Origin of the sequence: Catellatospora coxensis (genome assembly GCF_016862635.1) — a bacterium.
Taxonomy (GTDB): domain Bacteria; phylum Actinomycetota; class Actinomycetes; order Mycobacteriales; family Micromonosporaceae; genus Catellatospora; species Catellatospora coxensis.
The window spans coordinates 43404-63243 of sequence record NZ_BONI01000038.1 but is presented as its reverse complement, the minus strand read 5'-3'; the positions used below and the strand labels follow the sequence as shown (position 1 = coordinate 63243).

The window sequence follows — 19840 nt, the reverse complement described above, 5'->3', positions numbered from 1 at the left end:
ACGGCCCTGTGAGAGCGCTCTCACAGGGCCGTTATCACGTTATGCCGTCCCGCGACCGTCACGCTCTGTCCACGTCGCGGGATTAACTCCGATGCCATGGCCCGGAAACATTGACGTATCGAGGGGTTGCCCGATAGTTTGCGCGCAGAGAGCGCTCTCACGGTGCTCATCGCAACACCGTTCCTCCGCTTCTCCCGCCATGCCAGCCCCAGCCCCGGAGGCCATGCACATGGAACCGTCCATCCGGTCCGTGACCCCAGGCGGCGTCGCCCGCCGCGCGGGTCACCGACGCCACTCCTGGGCGCGCCACCGCGCCCTCGTCCTCGGCGCGGTCGCCGTCCTGTCCGCCGCCCTGTTCGGCATCGCCGTCGCGCAGACCGCCCAGGCGGGCACCGTCGGCGCCGGCAGCTACCTCGACAGCCTGCCCGCGGGCCGCTCGCTGCCGACCGGCTGCGGGTCGCTGTCGACCAACCCGCGGCAGTACGTCACCGCCAACGCCCCGGCCGGCGGCGTGCCCACCAACGACTGGTGGTCCTCGCTGCTGTTCAAGAAGTTCGACTGCAGCTACAGCGAGCCGCTGCACGCCCACCCGATCTCCTACGACACCCTCGCGGGCGGGCTCGGGTTCTCCTACAACACCACGGCCGCGATCAGCGGCAGCGCGACCGGGCCCGGCGAGTTCCACTACCCGTACGTGCAGGACATGCTCGTCGGCGTGGCCGGCCTCAACTCCCCCGACGCCAAGGTCGACGGGTGGAGCGACTGGACCGTGACGCCGTACTGGAGTGACGGCGCGCGGACCATGAAGGCCACCATCGGCCACGGCCTGCCGTTCGCGTACTTCCAGATCACCGGTGGCAACGCGCAGCTGACCACGGCGGCGACGCCGACCGTGTGGTCCAACAGCGGCGGCCAGATCGGTTTCAACGTCAACGGGCGCGACTACGTCGCGTACGCCCCGACCGGTTCGACCTGGACCGTCAGCGGCACGTCGATCAGCTCGACGCTGGGCGGGCAGGGCTTCTTCTCCGTCGCCGTGCTGCCCGCGGGCGCCGACCGGGCCGCGCTGGCGAGCACCTACGGCCAGTACGCCCACGCGCACGTCACCGGCACCCGGGTGTCCTACAGCTACAACCAGGCCGCCGGCACGCTGAACACCACGTACACGTTCACCACCACGGCGCGGCAGGGCTCGCAGACGGCCACCGTCGCGGCGCTGTACCCGCACCAGTGGAACAGCCTCACCGGCTCGTCGCCGCTGGCGAACACGTACACCAGCGCCCGCGGCCAGATGAAGATCCTCACCGGGATCGGCTCGTTCACGACCTCGATGAAGTACACCGGCGTGCTGCCGGAGATCCCCGCGGTCGCCGACAGCTCCGGCGCGGACCTGACCACGATCACCAACTACCTCAACGCGGTCGCGGGCAACCCGGCCGACTTCCGCGGCGACGACACCTACTGGACCGGCAAGGGCCTGGGCCGGGCGGCGCGCATCGCCGAGATCGCCGACCAGCTCAACCTGACCTCGATCCGCGACACCGCGCTGAACACCATCCGCACCCGGCTCAACGACTGGTTCACCGCCTCGGCGGGCAAGACCAGCCGGGTCTTCTACTACAACAGCGCCTGGGGCACTTTGCTCGGCTACCCGGCCTCGTACGGCTCCGACCAGGAGCTCAACGACCACCACTTCCACTACGGGTACTTCGTGGCCGCCGCGGCGACGCTGGCCAAGTTCGACAAGACCTGGGCCACCAGCGCCCAGTACGGCGGCATGGTGGACCTGCTGATCCGCGACGCCAACAACTACGACCGCACCGACACCCGCTTCCCGTACCTGCGTGACTTCGACATCTACGCCGGTCACGACTGGGCGGCCGGGCACGGCGCGTTCGGCGCGGGCAACAACCAGGAGTCCTCGTCGGAGGGCATGAACTTCGCCAACGCCCTGATCCAGTGGGGTCAGGCGACCGGCAACGCCGCGGTCCGCGACGCCGGCATCTTCATCTACACCACGCAGTCCGCGGCGATCGCCGAGTACTGGTTCGACGTGCGCAACCAGAACTTCCCGTCCGCCTTCGGGCACAACACGGTCGGCATGGTCTGGGGCGACGGCGGCGCGTACGCGACGTGGTTCTCCGGCGAGCCGGAGATGATCCAGGGCATCAACATGCTGCCCATCACCGGCGGCCACTTCTACCTCGGCGACAACCCGGCCTACGTGACGACCAACTACAACGAGCTGGTCACCAACAACGGCGGCCCGCCGACGGTGTGGCAGGACATCCTCTGGGAGTTCCTGGCCCTGGGCAACGGGCAGACGGCACTGAACAACTTCAACGCCAACAGCGGGTTCACCTCCGAGGAGGGCGAGTCCAAGGCGCACACGTACCACTGGATCCGCAACCTCGCGGCGCTGGGCAACGTCGACACCTCGATCACCGCGAACCACCCGCTGGCCAAGGTGTTCAACAAGAGCGGCGTGCGCACGTACGTGGCGTCGAACATCAGCAACGCGGCGATCACGGTGACGTTCTCCAACGGCACCACGCTCGCCGTGCCCGCCTGCAAGACGGTCACCTCGGGCGCGTTCACCTGGTCCGGCGGCAACGCCTGCGGCGGCGGCAACCCCACGCCGTCCAACCCGCCGTCGAACCCGCCGTCCTCGCCCCCGGCGTCGCCGTCCCCGCCGGCCTCGCCGTCGCCGTCCACCTCGCCGAACCCGCCCGGCAACTTCGCCGCCACCCGCTACCTGGTCTCCGGCGGCGGCCTGCCCGGCACCGCGGGCGCGGCCGGCTCGGTCACCGTGGCCGCGGCCAACGGCAACTGGGACGGCGTGCCCACCAACCCGCAGGTGTTCACCGCCACCGGCCTCAACGCCACGCACAACGGCGGCGCCACCAACTTCGACATGTACGTCGACGCGGGCTCCGGAGTCGGCAACGCCACCCAGGTCCGGGTGTCGTACGACTTCACCGGCAACGGCAGCTGGGACCGGCTGGAGACGTACAACTACTTCCCCACCGACCCGGTCGCCGGCTACGAGCACTACACCCACGCGTCGAACGTGAAGACCAGCACCGGCTCGTTCGCCGCGCTGGCCAACGGCTCGGTCCGCGTGGAGGTGTGGAGCGCCATCGGCAACGGGGCGACCACGCTGGGCATCGGCAACCAGTCGCGGGTCGTGCTGCCGTACACCGGCACCACGAGCCAGCCCTCGGTCAACGTGGCCCTGAACAAGCCGGTCCTGGTGTCCAGCACCGAGACGGCGGCCTACCCGGGCTCGGCGGCGGTGGACGGCAACGCCACCACCACCCGCTGGTCCAGCGCGTTCAGCGACCCGCAGACGATCCGCGTCGACCTGGGTCAGACGTACTCCATCAGCCGGGTGCGCCTGGTCTGGGAGGCGGCCTACGGGTCGGCGTACCAGATCCAGACCTCGCCCGACGGCAACACCTGGACCACCATCCGGTCCGTCACCGGCGGTGACGGCGGCGTCGACGACCTCACCGGCCTGACCGGATCCGGCCGCTACGTCCGCGTCAACGCCACCACCCGCGCCACCGCCTGGGGCTACTCCCTCTTCGAGTTCGAGGTCTACGCCCCCTGACCGCTGAGAACAAAGGAAGGGCACCTTCTTATCGCTCCGCCTATAAGAAGGTGCCCTTCTTAACGCCCGGGGCTTGCCCGCGCTGATGCGACGCTGAGGCCACCGTGATGCCCGGGTCCGAACCTGTTGTCACCGCTCCACGACACAGGAGGAATCATGCGAAAGCTCCACCGGGCCGCCATGGTGATCGCGGCGTTCGTGATCGTCGGCCTCGCCGTCCCGACCGCACCCGCCGCCGCGGCGGAGCCGGTCGACAAGCACTGCGTCGCCCGCGCCAACGTGGCCGAGCCGCAGGCGATCTGCTTCGACACCTTCGACAAGGCGCTGCAGTTCGCCAGCGGCGGCGTGCTGTACGACCTGCCCAAGGGCAGCAGCGTGTCGGCGAAGGTCGACGCCCTGAACGCCAAGTTCGGCGTCAACGTCGTCAACACGGTGATCAGCATCGAGTACTCCGGCAGCAACCACACCGGCTCGGACCTGATCTGGACCGGCACCTCCGGCAACTGCAGCACGCCGACGGGCAACGTCGACTACTTCGCCTCAAGCATGCCCGCCGGCTGGGACAACGTGATCACGTCGTTCAAGACCTACGCCAACTGCTGGGACAAGCACTTCGAGAACACCGGCTTCGGCGGCGCGTCGGTCGGCTACGAGTCGACGCGGTCGTACATCGGCGGCGCGATGGACAACCGCACCAGCTCGCATCGCTGGAGCTGACCGGCGCGGCAGGGATCCGGGGCAGCTTCGCCTGCGCGAAGCTGCCCCGCTGCCGTGCGTGGCGCGGCTGTGTCGGGTTGGCGCTGCACGGATGCGGGTGTCCAGGCCGGTTCCTACTGTGAACCGCGCAGGCCCCGCCCCCGCCGGGGCCGCTGATTCCGCGAGGTGCCACATGCGCTCGTTTCGTGGTTCGAAGCTCCTCACCGCTCTCGCCGCCGTCACGCTCGGCACCGCCGTCTCGCTGACGGCCGCCGCACCCGCCCAGGCCGTGTCCGGCATCATCGTGACGATCGGCTGGAGTGCCCTGACCGGCTCGGAGTCGACCAAGACCGCCAACGCCATCTGCCCCGCCGGCAAGTTCGTCCTCGGTGGCGGGGCCGACATCGTCGGCGGCGGCAACGAGGTCCGCCTGACCGCGATGATCCCGGCCGCGCCCGGCCTGCCCACCCACTCCTACTACGCGGCCGCGATGGAAGACGGCAGTTACGCCGCGGACTGGACGCTCTACACCTGGGCGATCTGCGGCAACCCGATCGCCGGCTGGGAGGTCAGGTCCAACTACGCCGCGGTGGTGCCCGGCAACTCCTACGTGCACTCGCTGGCGTTCTGCACCGGCAACAAGAAGGTGGTCGGCACCGGAGGCGCCGTCGTCGGCGGATACCGGTTCAAACTGATCTACATCATCCCCGGCGGCGCCGACCACATCACCGTCTCGACGGGAGTCGCCCCCGACGAGAACGTCAACGCCACCTACGGGGCCTGGTCGTACGCGATCTGCGCCGATCCGATCGGGCAGCAGGTCGTCTGGGCCGAGAGCGTCTCCTCGTCGATCAACAAGGGCCTCAGCGTGGCATGCCCGGCCGGCACGAAAGTGCACGGCACGGGAGCGAAGGCAGGCAGCGGACCCGGCGGCGGCAGCCCTGTCGTCGGCCAACTGCATCTCAACCGGATCGGCCTGTTCGGAGCCGGCGCGCTCGCCGGGGTCGACGTGGCCGCCCACGAGGACCAGACCGGCTACGCGGGAAACTGGACGACGACCGTCTACGCGATCTGCGCACCCTGAGCCGTGCCGCCGCCGGGCGCTTGCCCGTCCGGCGGCGGCACGGTCCGCGGTCAGTACGACGGGTGTACGGCCACGACCATGGCGGTGTTCGCCCACTCGGACAGCTCGTCGCCGTCCCGCCAGCCCTCGTAGCGGACGGCGAGCAGGCGGCGAGCCTCCGCCTCGGCGTAGGGGTCGTCAGTGACGGGGCGGGCCTCGGCGGGCACCGCGCCGTCCGGGGTCAGCTCACCTGGTCCGCCGACCCGCCATAAGACCTGCGGGTTCGCGAGGATGTTGCGCACCCAGTCGGCCCGCTCGCGGTCGCCGGACATCAGGTAGATCACCCCGCCCCGGGCCGCGTACCGGCTCTCGACGGTGTGCCACCGGCCGGTGTGGCGGTCAGTAGTGCTCAGGTAGCCGTATTCGCTGCTCTCAGTCATGCCTACGATCTTGCGAGTTCAAGCATGCTTGAAGTCAAGACGCTGTGACGCGGAACAACGTCACGTCTCCGAAATGGTCGGTGCGCGCCTGCGGATAACGCCGCCGCAGCAGCGATCCGAAGAAGTCCGGGCTGGTCAGTGCGGGAACGTCCGCGGTGAACGCCTTCTCCGCCGGCCCGCTGGTGTAGACCAGCACCACCTCGCGCGCCTGCCGCAACGCCAGCCGCAGGAAACGCGACAGCTCCCGCTGCTCCATGAACCGCCACACGTCCACGCTCACCACCGTGCCGAACGTGCCGTCCGGGTACGGCGACCACACCCCGAGCAGGTGCAGGTTGGTCTCGGACTCCGGCCGCCCGTGGTCGTAGGTCGCCGAGCCCTGCCCGAGCGCCACCTCGTCGGTGCCGAACGCCTGGCACAGCACCGCCCCGGCCAGCTCCGCGCCCAGCAGCGACGACACCTCGGGCAGCCGGCCGAGCCCCAGCTCGGCGCAGCACGCCAGCGCCCGGCGGTAGTGCCGGATCTTGCGGGTGACGTCGCTCGGCGCGGGCATGTCGACCAGCTCCGCCGCGAGGCTGCGATGCTTGCGCCGGAACAGTTCCAGGTTCTCCTGGTAGTCGCCCGCCAGGTTGGTCAGGTCGCGCACCGCGGGCACGTGGAAGCCCGCGGCCAGGCCGTCGTAGGCGAACCCGGCGTCGCCGAGCACGTGGTGGATGCGGTACGCCAGGTCGGTGTCCTCGAACCCCCAGCGTGCCCCGTACGCCTCGTCGAACAGGCCCGCGTCGAGGACCGTCCGCCGGGGCATGGACACGTTGTTGGTCAGCGCGAACACCCACGGCGCGCCCGACAGCCACTGGTCCGGCTCGCTGTCGCGGCCGGGGACCCGGAACCGGAAGTCCTCATGCACCGGGCGCACCAGGTCGAGGGTGACCGGCTCGCCTGCCTGCGCCGCGGCCAGCACCGCCCAGTCGCCCTCGTAGCGCTTGCCGATCAGCACGGAGGGTCCGTCGCGCCCGTCGTGGAAGGCCAGGTGCCGGGCCAGCAGGTGCGGCTCGGCGAGCACATCGCTGTCGAGGAAGCAGACCAGCTCACCGGCGGCCAGGCGGACCGCCTGGTTGCGCGCCGCGGCCCGCCCCAGGTTCGCCGGCAGGCTGTCGAACCGGAACCGGAAGGGGTACGCCGCGGCGGCCAGCTCCGCGTACGGCAGCGGATCGGAGCCGTCGTTGACCACGACGACCTCGAACAGGTCCGGATCCAGGGTCTGCGCGCACAGCGTGGACAGGGTCAGCGCCAGCGTGTGCGCGTCGCCGAACGTCGGGATGAGCACACTGAGCCGCGGGACTCCGCCGGACATCGACACTCCTTCAGCGGCGGGGCCGCGCTCTCACGGGGCTTACCGTCCGATCCTGCTGCCTTCGGGAGAGCGCTTCAACAACAAACCAGCCAGTGGAACATGTCGATCGGTCGACTTGTTGCGCAAAACCTGGTCGCGGGCGGGACCGGCCGCTGCTACCTTGGCCACGTGATCTTCTCGTCGTGCCAGGTGATGATGCCCCGCTCCCGGGGCTGCTGACACGCGCGTTCACGACCGCGAGGCCCGAGTCCGGGGCCTCGGCACGGGTCGACGCTCCGGCTTTCTTGCAAGCCAGGAGGAGTCATGACCCGTTTCTACCTCACCACCACCATCCCGTACGTCAACGCCGCCCCGCACCTCGGCTTCGCCCTGGAGGCGGTGCAGGCCGACGTGATCGCCCGCCACCGGCGCTCCCTCGGCGACGAGGTCAGGCTGCTCACCGGCACCGACGACAACTCGCTGAAGAACGTGCTCGCCGCCGACGGAGCGGGCGTGCCGGTGCAGGAGTTCGTCGACGCCAACGCGGCCGCGTTCGCGCGGCTGCGCGAGCCGCTCGCGCTGTCGTACGACGACTTCATCCGGACCAGCCGCGACCCGCGCCACCGGCCCGGCGTCGAACGGCTCTGGCGGGCCTGCGCGCACGACCTCCACCTCGACACCTACACCGGCCTGTACTGCGTGGGCTGCGAGCACTACCTGACGCCCGACGAACTCGACGGATCCGGGCACTGCCCCGAGCACGGGGTGCCGCCGCAGCGCATCGAGGAACGGAACTGGTTCTTCCGGCTGTCGAAGTACGCCGAACCGCTGCGGGAGGCGATCACCGGCGGGCGGCTGCGCATCGAACCGGAGTCGCGGCGCAACGAGGTGCTCGCTTTCATCGACGCCGGGCTGCGCGACTTCTCCGTCTCGCGCTCGCAGCAGCGGGCCCGCGGCTGGGGCATCACCGTGCCCGGCGACCCCGACCAGGTGGTCTACGTCTGGTGGGACGCGCTGGCAAACTACCTGACCAGCCTCGACCACGGCACCGACGGCGAGGCGTACCGCACCTGGTGGGAGGGCGCGGACCGGCGGGTGCACGTGATCGGCAAGGGCGTGCTGCGGTTTCACGCCGTGTACTGGCCGGCGATGCTGCTGTCCGCCGGGCTGCCGCTGCCTACCGACATCCTGGTGCACGACTACCTCACCGTGGACGGCCGCAAGATCAGCAAATCGGCGGGTACGGCGGTCGACCCCGTGGTGCTGGCCGACACCTACGGCGCCGACGCGCTGCGGTGCTGGCTGCTGCGCGAGGTGCCCCGGGTCGGCGACGCCGACTTCACCGCCGACCGGCTGATCGCGCGGGCCGACGAGGACCTCGCCGGCGGCGCGGGCAACCTGGTCAACCGGATCGTCACCATGGCCCACCGCTTCCGCGCCGGCCGCGTCGACCTCACCGTGCCCGGCGCCACGGACGCGAAGGACCTGGTCGCCGCCTGCACGGACGCGCCCGGGCTGATCGCCGCGGCCCTGGCGGACTACGACTTCCGCCGCGCCACCGCAGCCGTCTGGGCCGTCGTCGAGCAGGCCAACCGCCACATCGACCGGGTACGCCCCTGGGACCTGGCCAAGGCGGAGCGCGGCGGCGATCCACTAGCCGGGCCGCGACTGGACGCGGCCCTGGCCGTGCTGCTCGGCGCGTGCCTGGCCTTCGCCGACCTGCTCGCCCCGTTCCTACCCGGCGCGTCCGCGCTGATCACTGCTCAATGCACGGCCGACCCCGACGGCCTCCTACCCCCGCCCACCCCGCTCTTCCCCCGCCTCGAACCCTGACCCGCCCCCACCAGCGGATCGATCATGAAGTTGTGGACGGGACACGCCGTCGAACCGTGCCATAAGTTCATGATCAACGCGTAGGGGTGGGGTGGGGCGGGGTACAGGGGGAGGGTGGGTGGGATGAGGGTGGGGACCGCTTCGTGGACGGACAGCACGCTGCTGGCGTCGGGGTGGTATCCCGAGACGGCCAAGACGCCGGAGGAGCGGCTGCGGTACTACGCGCGCAAGTTCTCGCTGGTCGAGGTCGACGCGACCTATTACGCGTCGCCGGCGGAGAGCACGGTCGCGCTGTGGGCGGCGCGTACGCCGAAGGACTTCGTGTTCAACATCAAGGCGTTCAGCATGCTCACCGGGCATCCGACAAAGGTCAGCGCGCTACCGAAGGACCTTCGGCCGGAGACCGACAAGCGCAACGTGTACCCGGACGGGCTGCAGCCACAGGCTTACGAGGAGGTGTGGACCCGGTTCCTGGCCGCGCTGGACCCGCTGGTCGAGGCCGGTAAGCTCGGCATGCTGCTGTTCCAGTTCCCGCCGTGGTTCACCATCCGCCGGGACAACAAGCAGTACCTGCTGGAGGTCGCCAAGCGCTGCGCGCCGCTGCGGGTGGGCATCGAGCTGCGCCACGAGTCCTGGTTCAAGGGCGACAACGCCGCCGAGACGCTGGACTTCCTGCGCGAGCACAAGCTGCCCTATGTCTGCGTCGACATGCCGCAAGGACACAAGAACTCGGTGCCGCCGGTGCTCGCCGCCACGGCCGACCTGGCCGCGGTGCGCTTCCACGGCCACAGCGACAAGTGGACCAGCAAGGACATCCACGAGAAGTTCGGCTACCTGTACTCCCCGCGCGAGCTGAAAGACTGGGCGCCGAAGCTGCGCGAGCTGGCCGGCGAGGCGGAGCAGACGCATGTGCTCATGAACAACTGCTACTCCGACTACGCCCAGCGCAACGCGTCCCAGCTCATCGACCTGCTCGGGGCGAAGTGAGCCGTTGCGGCAATGCAAGGAGTTGACGAATGTCGGTTAAGAACAGAATGTGCACGCTGTAAAATCCTTAGATCTATGATAGACAATGTCCCATGGACATTGCCTTCGCCTTCGACGAGGCATACGCCGGCCACGCCCAGGTCGCCGTCGAATCCGTGCTCGACTGCCACACCGGGCGCGACGACCTCACCTTCTGGCTGCTCACCACGGCCGACGTGGCCAAGGAGCGGGAGCCCGCGCTGCGCCGCCAGCTCGCCGGGCGCGGCAGGCTGCGGCTGCTCACCACCGGCGACGGCTTCCGCGACCTGCCCGTGGTCGACGAGGACTGGCTCGCCTACGTCAGCACCGGCATGTACCTGCGCCTGCTGCTGCCCGACCTGATCGGCGACCAGGCGCGGCGGCTGCTCTACCTCGACGCCGACGTGCACGTCTGCGGCGACCTGTCCCCGCTGTGGGAGATCGACCTCGGCGACGCCCCGCTGGCCGCCGTACGCGACGCGTTCACCGCCACGTTCGCCACGCACGGCGGGGTGCCCGGGTCGGGCCCGGAGCACGACCCGGACGCGCCCTACTTCAACTCCGGGGTGCTGCTGATGAACCTGCCCGTGTGGCGGCGCGAGCAGGTGTCCACGCGCTGCATGGACTACCTGGCCGCGCACGCCGGCCGGTTGCGCTTCCCGGACCAGGACGCGCTCAACCTCGTGGCGTACGGCCGCTGGCTGCGCCTGCCGCACCGCTGGAACAACATGCGCAGCTTCCTGCTGGAGCAGACGCCGCAGCCCGCCGAGCCGGACGTGCGCGTCATGCACTTCGCGGGCCCCCGCAAGCCGTGGACCGAGGGCTTCCGCCCCGGCTTCCGGCAGGAACGCCACCACGCGCTGGCCGCCCGGGTGGCCGGCTTCGCGTAGCGGGTTCAGTGGCCGAGGATGCCGCGTACGCCGTGGCTGATCAGCAGGACGCCGAAGACCACCAGCAGCCCGGCCATGACCAGCAGGTGGTGCTTGGACAGCCAGGTCTTGAGCCGTTCGAGCTGCCGTGCCGCCCGGTCGCCGCCCGCCAGGTAGAGAATCACCGGCACCGCCACCGGCAGGCAGGCGATCAGCGCGAAGACGCTCAGCGCCACCATCGCGACGACCGTCGACGACGCGGCCAGGCTCTTGGCGGCGGCCACGCACAGGGCGAAGTTCTTCGGGTCGACGCCGTACATCAGCAGCGCCAGGATCGCCGCTTTCACCGGTGACCAGCGGTCGGCGCTCGCCATCCACTTCGGCATGGCGTGCGTGCCGTTGGCCCGGCGATGCCGCACGACGTGCAGGTATGCGGCGAACAGCAGGACCAGTCCCAGCCCGATGCGCACGACCTGCGAGACGGTGCCGCCCTGGTGCTCGCCCTCCAGGTAGCCGTAGCCGGTGAGGATGTAGACGGCCGCACCCACCGCGATCACCCCGGCCAGGGCCCCGGCCAGGAAAGCGGGCCCGGCGATCCGGGCCCGGTCGGAGAACAGCACGAGGATCACCGCGATGATCGGCAGCGGGCTCGCCGCCACCCCCAGCGCGTACGGCACCACCCCCGCGACCGCCCCGCCCACACCACCATCCTGGAGGGACTCCGCCCTGGCCGCAGGCGGTTCCCCCGGACGATCTTGCAGGTCAGAGCGCCGAGACGGCGGTGACCTTCCAGGCGCCGCCGGTGCGGACGAGGGTCAGCACGACACGGTTCTGATCGACCTTCTCGCCGGTGATGTTCACGTTGCGGCGGTACTGGTTGACGAACAGCAGCAGTTCCACCCGGTCGGGTGCGGCGGTCACCACGCTGACTCCGGTGACCTGCGCGGTCACCACGGCCTGCTCCTTGACCGCGGCCTCCTTGAGCGAGGCGGTGGTGCGGGCGTACTCGTCGGCGAACGCGCCGGCCGCGAACGAGCGCCCGCTCGCCGCGCTCGCATCGAAGGTGCGGTAGTCGTAGGAGAACAGCGCCGTCGCGGCTGCCGGGGCCACGGCCGTGCACTCCCGCGCGGCCGCCTCGGCCTCACCCGCCCGCGCCCGGTCGAACCAGAGAAACCACCCGACCCCCACGACGACCGCGATCGCCAGGGACAGCGCGAGCACCGCCCGCCGCGGGCGGCGAGCCGGCCCGTCGCCGTCGCGCGGCTCGTCTTCCTGCACGTCGTCGACGTGCACGTCCGTCACGGCCATGTCCATGGTCACCGTCTCTCCCCTATCCCACGAACTGCAGCTTGGCGACCAGCCACGTGCCGCTGCCGGCGTCGCGGGCCAGCTCGAGCTGGATGCGGTAGTGGGCCACCCGGCCCTCGGGCGCCTTCACGTTCTTGACCGTCGCGTCGGCGGCGACCAGCACCACGGCCGAATCGGCGTCCGCGGACACCAGCCCCGCCCGCAGCGCCGAGCCGGTGGACTCGACCTTGTTCTCCAGCACCGCCGCGCGTACCGCGGGCATGCCCTGCTGGAACTGCTCACCGAACTCGCCGGTCGCGGCAACCGCCACCCGGGCCAGGTCCTGGTCGATGCTGGCGGCGCTGACCGACACGAAGTCCACGACGAACTGCCGGGCCGCGGCCACCGCCTGCTCGCGCGCCCGCTCCTGCTGCTGCGCCTCGTACCGGCGCCAGCCCAGCCAGCCGGCTGCGCCGAGCACCACCACCAGCACCGCCGCCAGCACGGTGGTCGACCTGTGTCTCATCGTCGTCTCCTCCATCGGCCCGTCAGGGCGCGAGCCCGTTGAGCAACAGCAACTTCCAGGACTGCCCGCCGGCCGTCGCGGCCTGCCCGCCGGTGCCGCCGAACTGCAACGGCAGCCCGTCCGGCCCGATCACCAACCCGGTCACCGGGTCGTACCCGGCGACGGTGGTGCCGGGCGCCGGCGCGACGGGGCTCGCGCCGGCGCCCGGGCCCGCGGGTGCCGCACCCGCGCCCAGGGGCGCGGGGGACGGAGGGGCACCACCCCGCGGGGCTCGAGTGGAGCTGCGTACGCCCGAACCGCGGCCCAGCTCGGCGTCGGTGCACCGCAGGGACTGCCCGGACTTCGTGTAGTTGCACGCCGGCGGGTCGCTGACGTTGAGCACCAGGCCCAGGTGCGCCGTGCCGTCGCCGGGCGCGACGGTGAACCCGCCCGCCACCACCAGCGGATACGTCACCAGGATCTGCTCGATGCCGTTCAGCCGCCGCACCGCGACGCCGTTGACCGTGATCAGGTTGCCCAGCAGCGGCCCCAGTGCCGGGTCCAGGTCGCGCAGCAGCGCCAGCAGCTCCGCCGAGGCGGGCGGGCCGTTGGCCAGCAATCGGCGCAGGTCGGGGTCGGCGGCCCGCACCGTCGCCGAGAGCTGCGCGAGCGCCTTGGCGAACCGTCTGATCTCGTCGGCGGACCGCGCCTGGGTCTCCAGCACGGTGGCCGAGTCGCGGATCAGCGCGATGGTCTGCGGCAGGTACGTGTTCGCCTCGGTGAGCAGGGCGTCGCCGGAGTCGAGCAGGGTACGCAGCGCGCGCTCGTTGCCCGCGAACGCCGTGCCCAGCTCGTCGACCAGCACCCCGAGCTGCTCGGGGTCGACCGAGGCGACCAGCGCGTCCAGGTTCGACAGCAGCGTCTCCACGGGCAGCGGCACCCCGGTCCGGTCGGCCGGGATGACGTCCCCGTCGGCCAGGTACGGCCCGGCGTCGGTGTTCGGGCGCAGGTCGACGTACTGCTCGCCGACGGCGGAGCGGTGCGCGACCACCGCGCGCAGGTCGGTAGGCACCCGCGTGCCGCCGTCCAGGCGCAGGTCGACCCGCACCCCGTCGCCGTGCAGCTGCACCGCGTCGACCCGGCCCACCGGCACCCCGCGGTAGGTGACCGAGGCGTTGGCGAAGATGCCACCGGCCACCGCGAAGTCGGCGTGCACGGTGTACTTGCCGGTCAGCCCGTCGCCGACGCCCACGTAGCGGACCGCGACGTAGCCGACGCCGAGCACCGCCACCAGCGCGAACACCAGCAGCTGCAGCCGTGCGAGCCGAGTAAGGATCATGCCTGGCCTCCACGGGTGGACGGCCGCGCCGGGCCGTCGGCCGTCGGGAACTCCCCGGCGGCGGTCAGCAGTTCGGTGAGGCCACCGCTCACCCGGACCACCTCGCCGGTCGCCGGGTCCCAGCGGCCGTCGCGGCTCGCGGCCAGGCCGCCCGGCAGCCCCGGCAGGCCCGGCAGGATGCCGCTGGGCAGGATCCCGCTGGGCAGCGGGAGCGGCAGCGACGGCAGCGGCAGTGCGGGCAGGCTGGGCAGCGGCAGGGGCAGCTCCGGCAGCGGCAGGCCGGGCGTCGTCGGCGTGCCCGGCGTGGACGAGCCCGCGGCCAGGGCGTTGGCCAGGATCGAGGCGGCGTCGAGGTCGAGCGTGGCGTGCAGGCGTACGAAGTCGCCCGCGATCGCCTTGCCGACATTCGGCGGGAACGGGTAGGACAGCGCGAAGTCCAGCCCGCGCGGCAGCGCGTCACCGGCCTTGACCAGCTGTTCCAGCAGCGGCTGCAGGGCACGCAGCGAGCGCAGCGTGTCGTCGCGGCTCTCCGCGATGACACGTTCCCCGACCGCGCCGAGGTCGCGCAGCGCGGTCAGCATCGCGGTGAGCTGCGGGCGCTGCTCGGCCAGCACGGTCAGGCCCGGCTCCAGCGCGTCCACGGCGTCGGCCAGCGTCCCGGTCTGCTCGGCCAGCCGCGCCGAGAAACGGTCGAGCGCCTCGATGGCCCGGACGATGTCGTCCTTCTGCGCGTCCAGCCCGGCGACGAACCGGTCCAGCTCCCGCAGCGCGCCCTTGGCGTCGCCCTCCCGGCCGGACAGCGCCTTGACGACCTCCGCGTTGATCGTCTTGAGCTGCCCGAGGCCGCCGCCGTTGAGCAGCAGGCCCAGCGCGCCGAGCACCTCCTCGACCTCGGCGCCGCGGCGGGTGCGGGCCAGCGGGATGGTGTCCCCGTCGGACAGCGTGCCCTGCGCCGCCTCGCCCTGCGGTGCGGCCAGCGCCACGAACTTCTCGCCGAGCAGGCTCGACTGCCGGATCGCCGCCGTCGCGTTGTCGGGCAGCACGACCGTGTCGGCCACGTCCAGCCGCACCACCGCCGTCCAGCCGCGCAGCTCGATGCCGCTGACGCTGCCGACCGTCACGTCGTTGACCTTCACCGCGGCCTGCGGCACCAGGTCGAGCACGTCCGCGAACTCGACGGTCACCCGGTAGGACGGCCCGTCCGGCCCGCCGCCCGGCAGGCCCACGTCGCAGCCCGCGAGCAGTGCCGACGCCAGGACCAGCGCGGGCAGGGCCCGGCGCGCTCCGCGCCGCGACACCGTGCCGACATCGGCGCCAGGCCTGCGCCGGGTGGACGCCGCCTCAGCCTGCCTCATTTCTTCACCACCGCCTTGAGCAGCTGCTGCAGCTCGGCGGTGAGCGGCAGCTTCGCCGTCTGCAGCGCCTTGGCCAGCTCCGTGCAGGCGGCGGGCACCTGCGCCACCGGGACGCTGCTGACCAGCAGCGAGCACACGAAGCTGGCCGGCTCGTACGGGCCGAGCGCGTTGTCGCGGGTGTCGATGGTGCCCGAGCGCGGGTTGTAGGCCAGGTTCAGGTTCGACAGAGCCAGCGGGGCGACGTCGAGCACCTGGGCCAGCGCCCGCTGCTGGCGGGCCAGCACCCCGGTCAGGTCGGCCAGCGCGGCGACGTTGGCCTTGAGCTCGGCGCGGTTGGCCTTCACGAACGCGGACACGTCGGCCAGCGCCAGCGACAGTGCCCGCACCGCCGCGGCGAGGTCCTCGCGCTCGGCGGCCAGCTGCTCGGACACGTCGGCCAGCCGGTCGTTGAACTGGCGCACCGTGGCGTCGCTCGCGGCCAGCATCGTGGTGAACCGCTGCAGGTCGGCGACGGAACCGAACAGGTCGTCGCGCCCGGCCGACAGCGTCGACATCGCCTGCGACAGCCCGGACAGCGTCTGGTGCAGCTCGTCGCCGTTGCCGCGCAGGTTGGCGGCACCGGTGCGGACCAGGTCGCGCAGCGCGCCGTCGGCGTTGGCGCCCTGCGGTCCGAGCGCGGTGCTCAGCTCGTCCAGCGAGCGGTAGACCTCGTCCAGCTCGATCGGCACCGAGGTGCGCTCGACGGGCAGCTCGGCCCCGTCCGCCAGCTTCGGTCCGCCGGTGTAGGCGGGTGCGAGCTGCACGTACCGGTCGCTGACCACGCTCGGCGGGACGATCAGCGCCGTGGCGTCGGCCGGCACCGGCCAGTCGCGGTCGTACCGCAGCTCGACGCGTACCCCCTTGCCCTGCGGGGTGACCGCGACGACCTCGCCGACCTCGACCCCCAGCACCCGCACCTCGGATCCGGCGTGGATGCCGACCGCGGCCGGAAAGTGCACGGTCAGCCGCAGCCGGTCCGGCTCCTGCCGCACCACCAGCGCCGCGGCCGCCACGGCCACCGCCAGCACGGCCGCGCCTGCCACCCGCCATCGCCTGCGGTCCATCAGCGACCTCCCGTCGTCGGGGTGAAGCCCTGCACGAGCCCGTCCACGTACGAGTCGAACCACCGGCCGTTGCCCGTCACGTTCGCGAACGCGGTGACGAACGGGGCGAGGCTGGTCAGCGTCGCCTCCAGCCGGGTCCGGTTGCGCTGCAGCACGCCGACGACGGTGCGCATGTTGCGCAGCGCGGGGCCGAGCGTGTCGCGGTTGTCGGCGACCAGCCCGGACAGCTGCTTCGACAGCTCTACGGTCGATTCCAGCAGGGTGTGGATGGCGTCGCGGCGGCGCTGCACCTCGGCCAGCAGCAGGTTCGCGTCGCCGAGCAGCTTGCGGAACTCCTCGTCGCGGCCGGCGAGCACCTTGGTGACCCCGCGGGTGTGCGACAGCAGCTCGCGCAGCTGCTGGTCGCGGGAGGCGACGGTCTGCGAGAGCCGGGACAGGCCGGTCAGCGACGCCTGCACGCTGGCGGGGGTGTCGGCGAACGTCTCCGACAGCACCGTGAACGCCTGCGCCAGCTGCCCGGTGTCGATCTGCTGCAGGGTGCCGGCCAGCCCCTCCACCGCCTGCATCACGTCGAACGGGGACGACGTGCGGGTCAGCGGGATCTCGGCGTCCTCGGCCAGCCGCCCCTCGCCCTGCGGCGCCAGCGCCAGGTACTTCTGCCCCAGCACCGTCTTGATCCGGATGGTCGCCCCGGTGTCGGCGCCGAGTTCGGCGTCGCGGACCCGGAAGGTGACCCGCACGTACGGCCCGGACTCGCCGCGGGCCAGCGCCACCTGCGTGACCTTGCCGACCTTGACCCCGGCGATGCGGACCTCGTTGCCCTCGGCCAGCCCGGACGCGTCGCGAAACGCGGCATGGTACGTGTCCCCGCCGCCGATCAGCGGCAGGTCGTCGATCCGGAACGCGGCCAGCAGCAGTCCCGCCGCGACGGCGATGCCGACCGCGCCGACCAGCGCGGGCCGGGGCTTGCGCGGCGGCCCGCTCGCCCGCCGGGTGCGCCGGTCGCCGCCGATCGCGCGAGCGGCGATCGCCCGCAGGCGGGTCACCGGCCGTCGGCCGCGAACCCGGAACAGCGTGCGCAGCCTGTTCACCGCCCACCTCCGGAGCACTTCGCCGACGTGCCGTTGAGCGTCGCCGGGTTGAGGGTCTGCCCGACGGCGACGACGCGGCCGTCGAAGTCGCACAGGTAGAAGTTGAACCAGGACCCGTACGAGGCGGTGCGGGTCAGCGCGTCGAGCCGGCCGGGCGCGGTGGCCAGGGTCTGCTCGATGACCGCGGTGTTGTCGATCAGCGTGCCGGCCAGCTTGTTCAGCGCGGCGATGTCGGCGGCGACGCTGGGCCGGGCGTCGCGCAGCAGCGACGAGGTCGCGTCGGCCAGGCCGCTGAGGTTGGTCAGCGCGTCGCCGACCGCCTTGCGGTCTCCGGCCAGCCCGGACACCAGCAGCTGCAGCTGCTTGACGGTCTCCGACAGCCGGGCGTCGCGCTCGTCGAGCGTGCCGAGCACCGTGTTCAGGTTGGTGATGACCCGGCCGAGGACCTCGTCGCGGTCGGCGAGCGTGCCGGTCAGCGACGCGGTGCGGCGCAGCAGGTCGGCCACGGTGCCGCCCTCGCCCTGCAGCATCTTGATGATCTCGTACGCGAAGCCGTTGACCTCGTCCGGCGACAGCCCGGCGAACAGCGGTCGAAAGCCGTTGAACACGACCGTCAGGTCCAGCGCGGGCGTGGTCTGCGCGAGCGGGATCAGCCCGTGCTCGGCCAGCGGGGCGGTGCCGCCGGGCCCCTCGGCCAGGGCCAGGTAGCGCTGGCCGACCAGGTCCCGGTAGCGGATCTTCGCGCGTACCCCTGCGGCCACCGTGACCTGCTCGTCCACGGTGAACTCCAGCTCCGCGACCGTGCGGTCGACCAGCCGGATCTCCGTCACCTCGCCGACCTTCACGCCCGCGATGCGCACGTCGTCGCCGACCAGCACCCCGGTCACGTCGGTGAACCGGGCGCGGTAGGTGTGCCCGCCGCCGAATCCGAACGAGCCCAGCGTCTGCGCCAGCGCGCCGGTCAGCACCAGCGTGACCGCGGCGAACGCCAGCAGTTTGAGCAGCGGACCCCGCACGCCCGTCATGACGCGTTCACCACCGTTCCACGCAGCAGCGGGCCCCACAGCAGGACCGCGACATCGGGGACCTGCTCGGGCGCGGACCCCTGGGCCAGCCCGAGCAGAGGCTTGAGCAGCGCCTGCTCCTGCGCGGTGCCGGCCGAGCCCATGTCGGCGTACGGCAGCGGCGAGCGCTTCGCGCCGTACTCGTAGCCGTCGTCGATGGCGTGCTGGGCGGCCGGGACCTTCGGGTCGGGCAGGCCGCGGCACTCGGGGCCGTCGTCGGCGCCGTAGACCGGCCGGTCGGCGGCGGTGTACTTGCCGTTGTCCCGGCCCACTTCGAGGGTGATGTGCATGCGCCCGGTGCTGAACACCTTCTCCACCCGGGGCTGCAGGGCGACCAGGCCGCGCAGCAGGCACGGATACTCCGGTGCGTACGCCGCCAGCAGCTCCAGCACCGGGCGGCTGACCTGCCCGACCTGGACGATGCGCGCATCGTGCCGGTCCAGGAACTCCCGCCCGCGCCCGGCCAGGTCGGTGGTGTCGGCGAGGAAGCGGCTCAGCTCCGCGCGCTGGTCGACGACGGTCCGCGCGGTGACGGTGACGTCGCGCAGCAGCGCCAGCAGATCCGGCAGCGCCCCGTGGTAGACGTCGAGCACCTGCGCCAGCCGCTTGACGTCGGTCGCGATGACCGGCATCTGCTCGTTGAGCGCGGCCAGGTACGCGTTGGCGGTGGTCAGGTTCCGGCCGAGCTGGTCCCCGCGGCCCTCCAGGGCGTACGCGAGCGCGCCGAGGGTCGCGGCGAGCTTGTCCGGTTTGATCGACTGGAGCACGGGCAGCGCCCGGTCGAGCACCTGCTCCAGCTCGACGGCGCTCGCCGACCGGTCCTCATCGATGACGGCCCCGGGGCGCAGCCGCGGCCCAGCGGGAGCCGCCGGGGGCACGAGTTCCACGTAGCGCTCGCCGAACAGCGTCTTGGGCAGCAGCCGGGCCGTGACATCGGCCGGGACGAGGCCGATCAGCGCCGGTTCCAGGGCCAGCCGCAGCGTGGCCGCGTCGCCGTCGGCGCTGACCTCGCGTACGTCGCCGATGACGACGCCGCGCAGTTTCACGTCCGCGCCCTCGGACAGCTGCATGCCGACGTGGCCGGTGCGCAGCGTCACCCACTCCACCGGCGTGAACGCCCGCTGGTACACCAGCACCGACAGCGCCAGCGCGCTCACCAGCCCCAACACGAACCCGGCCCCGAGTAACCGCTGTCTCATGCCCGCTCCTCGCTGCGCTCGTCGCAGGCATGTCCACGTGCTGCC

Annotated in this window: 17 protein-coding genes; 6 read left to right on the top strand and 11 right to left on the bottom strand. The window is 71.8% G+C overall.

Going from position 1 to position 19840, the window contains the following annotated elements; translation table 11 throughout:
* Positions 1 to 229: 229 nt before the first annotated feature.
* The 3 genes from Cco03nite_RS22330 (at position 230) to Cco03nite_RS22320 (ending at position 5393) form a co-directional block, all read left to right on the top strand.
* Positions 230 to 3613, top strand: coding sequence for a glycosyl hydrolase (locus tag Cco03nite_RS22330; RefSeq protein WP_203694124.1), 3384 nt, complete (start codon positions 230 to 232; stop codon positions 3611 to 3613).
* Between the two features lie 156 nt (positions 3614 to 3769).
* The gene (locus tag Cco03nite_RS22325) at positions 3770 to 4330 is read left to right on the top strand and encodes a hypothetical protein (RefSeq protein WP_203694123.1); all 561 of its coding nucleotides are present in this window, start codon (positions 3770 to 3772) and stop codon (positions 4328 to 4330) included.
* 172 nt (positions 4331 to 4502) lie between these two features.
* Positions 4503 to 5393 (top strand): hypothetical protein, encoded by an 891-nt coding sequence (locus Cco03nite_RS22320; protein WP_203694122.1) that lies wholly within the window; start codon positions 4503 to 4505, stop codon positions 5391 to 5393.
* A 50-nt stretch (positions 5394 to 5443) separates the two neighbouring features.
* Here Cco03nite_RS22320 and Cco03nite_RS22315 read toward each other — a convergent pair whose 3' ends face one another.
* The gene (locus Cco03nite_RS22315) at positions 5444 to 5812 is read right to left on the bottom strand and encodes a nitroreductase/quinone reductase family protein (protein WP_203694121.1); all 369 of its coding nucleotides are present in this window, start codon (positions 5810 to 5812) and stop codon (positions 5444 to 5446) included.
* A gap of 34 nt (positions 5813 to 5846) precedes the next feature.
* Positions 5847 to 7166, bottom strand: a complete 1320-nt coding sequence (locus Cco03nite_RS22310) for a glycosyltransferase family 2 protein (protein ID WP_203694120.1) — start codon at positions 7164 to 7166, stop codon at positions 5847 to 5849.
* A 303-nt stretch (positions 7167 to 7469) separates the two neighbouring features.
* Here Cco03nite_RS22310 and Cco03nite_RS22305 point away from each other — a divergent pair, with 303 nt between their 5' ends.
* The 3 genes from Cco03nite_RS22305 (at position 7470) to Cco03nite_RS22295 (ending at position 10873) form a co-directional block, all read left to right on the top strand.
* Entirely contained in the window at positions 7470 to 8978 is a 1509-nt protein-coding gene (locus tag Cco03nite_RS22305) for a methionine--tRNA ligase (RefSeq protein WP_203694119.1), read from the top strand.
* Positions 8979 to 9092: 114 nt separating this feature from the next.
* A complete protein-coding gene (locus tag Cco03nite_RS22300; protein WP_203694118.1) occupies positions 9093 to 9965 on the top strand; it encodes a DUF72 domain-containing protein in 873 nt (290 codons plus the stop codon).
* A gap of 92 nt (positions 9966 to 10057) precedes the next feature.
* The gene (locus Cco03nite_RS22295; RefSeq protein WP_203694117.1) at positions 10058 to 10873 is read left to right on the top strand and encodes a glycosyltransferase family 8 protein; all 816 of its coding nucleotides are present in this window, start codon (positions 10058 to 10060) and stop codon (positions 10871 to 10873) included.
* Positions 10874 to 10878: 5 nt separating this feature from the next.
* On the opposite strand, the gene Cco03nite_RS22290 is transcribed toward Cco03nite_RS22295, so the two are convergent.
* The 9 genes from Cco03nite_RS22290 to Cco03nite_RS22250 all read right to left on the bottom strand — a co-directional run bounded on the left by Cco03nite_RS22290 (position 10879) and on the right by Cco03nite_RS22250 (position 19795).
* On the bottom strand, positions 10879 to 11553 hold the full coding sequence (locus Cco03nite_RS22290) for a GAP family protein (RefSeq protein WP_203694116.1): 675 nt from the start codon (positions 11551 to 11553) through the stop codon (positions 10879 to 10881).
* A 61-nt stretch (positions 11554 to 11614) separates the two neighbouring features.
* The gene (locus tag Cco03nite_RS22285; RefSeq protein ID WP_203694115.1) at positions 11615 to 12172 is read right to left on the bottom strand and encodes a hypothetical protein; all 558 of its coding nucleotides are present in this window, start codon (positions 12170 to 12172) and stop codon (positions 11615 to 11617) included.
* A 10-nt stretch (positions 12173 to 12182) separates the two neighbouring features.
* Positions 12183 to 12665 (bottom strand): Rv1363c family protein, encoded by a 483-nt coding sequence (locus tag Cco03nite_RS22280; protein ID WP_203694114.1) that lies wholly within the window; start codon positions 12663 to 12665, stop codon positions 12183 to 12185.
* Positions 12666 to 12687: 22 nt separating this feature from the next.
* Positions 12688 to 13983 (bottom strand): MCE family protein, encoded by a 1296-nt coding sequence (locus tag Cco03nite_RS22275; protein WP_203694113.1) that lies wholly within the window; start codon positions 13981 to 13983, stop codon positions 12688 to 12690.
* A complete protein-coding gene (locus Cco03nite_RS22270; RefSeq protein ID WP_203694112.1) occupies positions 13980 to 15338 on the bottom strand; it encodes an MCE family protein in 1359 nt (452 codons plus the stop codon). The genes Cco03nite_RS22275 and Cco03nite_RS22270 overlap by 4 nt, the downstream gene beginning before the upstream one ends.
* Positions 15335 to 16441: an MCE family protein gene (locus Cco03nite_RS22265; RefSeq protein ID WP_203694111.1), complete on the bottom strand. Its 1107-nt coding sequence runs from the start codon at positions 16439 to 16441 to the stop codon at positions 15335 to 15337. Before Cco03nite_RS22265 ends, Cco03nite_RS22270 begins: the two co-directional genes overlap by 4 nt.
* Positions 16441 to 17532, bottom strand: coding sequence for an MCE family protein (locus tag Cco03nite_RS22260; RefSeq protein WP_239167567.1), 1092 nt, complete (start codon positions 17530 to 17532; stop codon positions 16441 to 16443). Before Cco03nite_RS22260 ends, Cco03nite_RS22265 begins: the two co-directional genes overlap by 1 nt.
* Positions 17529 to 18557 carry an MCE family protein gene (locus Cco03nite_RS22255; RefSeq protein ID WP_203694110.1) on the bottom strand — a complete coding sequence of 343 codons (1029 nt, stop codon included), beginning with the start codon at positions 18555 to 18557 and terminating at the stop codon, positions 17529 to 17531. Before Cco03nite_RS22255 ends, Cco03nite_RS22260 begins: the two co-directional genes overlap by 4 nt.
* A complete protein-coding gene (locus Cco03nite_RS22250; RefSeq protein WP_203694109.1) occupies positions 18554 to 19795 on the bottom strand; it encodes an MCE family protein in 1242 nt (413 codons plus the stop codon). The genes Cco03nite_RS22255 and Cco03nite_RS22250 overlap by 4 nt, the downstream gene beginning before the upstream one ends.
* Positions 19796 to 19840: the final 45 nt, after the last annotated feature.

What these genes read in the sequence shown, in the direction of transcription:
- Cco03nite_RS22310 (WP_203694120.1), bottom strand. Translation starts at nt 7,166, where the DNA reads ATGTCCGGCGGAGTCCCGCGGCTCAGTGTGCTCATCCCGACGTTCGGC.
- Cco03nite_RS22295 (WP_203694117.1), top strand. Translation starts at nt 10,058, where the DNA reads ATGGACATTGCCTTCGCCTTCGACGAGGCATACGCCGGCCACGCCCAG.
- Cco03nite_RS22280 (WP_203694114.1), bottom strand. Translation starts at nt 12,665, where the DNA reads ATGAGACACAGGTCGACCACCGTGCTGGCGGCGGTGCTGGTGGTGGTG.
- Cco03nite_RS22270 (WP_203694112.1), bottom strand. Translation starts at nt 15,338, where the DNA reads ATGAGGCAGGCTGAGGCGGCGTCCACCCGGCGCAGGCCTGGCGCCGAT.
- Cco03nite_RS22275 (WP_203694113.1), bottom strand. Translation starts at nt 13,983, where the DNA reads ATGATCCTTACTCGGCTCGCACGGCTGCAGCTGCTGGTGTTCGCGCTG.
- Cco03nite_RS22250 (WP_203694109.1), bottom strand. Translation starts at nt 19,795, where the DNA reads ATGAGACAGCGGTTACTCGGGGCCGGGTTCGTGTTGGGGCTGGTGAGC.
- Cco03nite_RS22330 (WP_203694124.1), top strand. Translation starts at nt 230, where the DNA reads ATGGAACCGTCCATCCGGTCCGTGACCCCAGGCGGCGTCGCCCGCCGC.
- Cco03nite_RS22325 (WP_203694123.1), top strand. Translation starts at nt 3,770, where the DNA reads ATGCGAAAGCTCCACCGGGCCGCCATGGTGATCGCGGCGTTCGTGATC.
- Cco03nite_RS22305 (WP_203694119.1), top strand. Translation starts at nt 7,470, where the DNA reads ATGACCCGTTTCTACCTCACCACCACCATCCCGTACGTCAACGCCGCC.
- Cco03nite_RS22265 (WP_203694111.1), bottom strand. Translation starts at nt 16,441, where the DNA reads ATGGACCGCAGGCGATGGCGGGTGGCAGGCGCGGCCGTGCTGGCGGTG.
- Cco03nite_RS22255 (WP_203694110.1), bottom strand. Translation starts at nt 18,557, where the DNA reads ATGACGGGCGTGCGGGGTCCGCTGCTCAAACTGCTGGCGTTCGCCGCG.
- Cco03nite_RS22320 (WP_203694122.1), top strand. Translation starts at nt 4,503, where the DNA reads ATGCGCTCGTTTCGTGGTTCGAAGCTCCTCACCGCTCTCGCCGCCGTC.
- Cco03nite_RS22315 (WP_203694121.1), bottom strand. Translation starts at nt 5,812, where the DNA reads ATGACTGAGAGCAGCGAATACGGCTACCTGAGCACTACTGACCGCCAC.